This window comes from Nitratidesulfovibrio oxamicus, from assembly GCF_015731765.1.
GTDB classification, from domain to species: domain Bacteria; phylum Desulfobacterota; class Desulfovibrionia; order Desulfovibrionales; family Desulfovibrionaceae; genus Cupidesulfovibrio; species Cupidesulfovibrio oxamicus.
In genome coordinates this window covers 1-647 of the sequence record NZ_VRYY01000735.1, presented here as the reverse complement: position 1 = coordinate 647, position 647 = coordinate 1, and the positions used below count along the sequence as shown (strand labels likewise).

General features: G+C 68.0%; 2 protein-coding genes. Both read left to right on the top strand.

The features are described from left to right. On the top strand, positions 1–175 hold a 175-nt coding region (locus tag FVW20_RS17975; RefSeq protein WP_196610661.1), incomplete at its 5' end, for a DUF456 family protein. 190 nt (positions 176–365) lie between these two features. Then, positions 366–647, top strand: a 282-nt coding sequence (locus FVW20_RS17970) for a TrmH family RNA methyltransferase (protein ID WP_307831645.1), incomplete at its 3' end; no start/stop codon positions are given.

Here is a 647-nt window from a genome sequence, read left to right as displayed (position 1 = left end):
GGCCGGGGCATGGTTCGGCTGCTACCTTGCGGAACTGAGCCATGGCCGCCCGCGCGACGCGGCCCGGCAGGCCGCGTGGGGGGCGTTCGTCGGCAAGTTTCTGGGCCTGTCGCTCAAGTTCGCCGCCGGGGCCGTGGTGGCGGTCATGGGCGCGGGGCAGGTCTGGCCCGCGTAGATGTCCCCTCAAAACAACTAAAAAGTTTTGAGGGGGGGATGGGGGTCCGGGGGAAGGGAGGAAACTTTTGCGGCAGCCGTTTGTGAGCGCGCAGCGCGAACATTACGGATGGCGACCGCAGAGCGAAAAGTTCCCTCCCTTCCCCCGGTTCCCTCCCCCCTTTCTCCTAACATTTCTTCCCCAAACGACAATGCTGCACAACCTGACGGTGGTACTGGTAAAGACCCGGTTTCCGGAAAACGTGGGCATGGTGGCCCGGGCGTGCGCCAACATGGGCGCGCGCGACATCGTGCTGGTGGACCCGGAACGCTGGAGCGAGGCGGACGGCGACCCGGCCAAGGCTGTGCCGTTGGCCACGCCCAAGGGGCAGGACATCCTGTCCGGGGTGCGCGTGGTGGCCACGCTGTCCGAAGCGGTGGCCGACTGCGCGGTGGTGTTCGGCACCACGGCGCGCACGGGCGGCTGGCGGCGC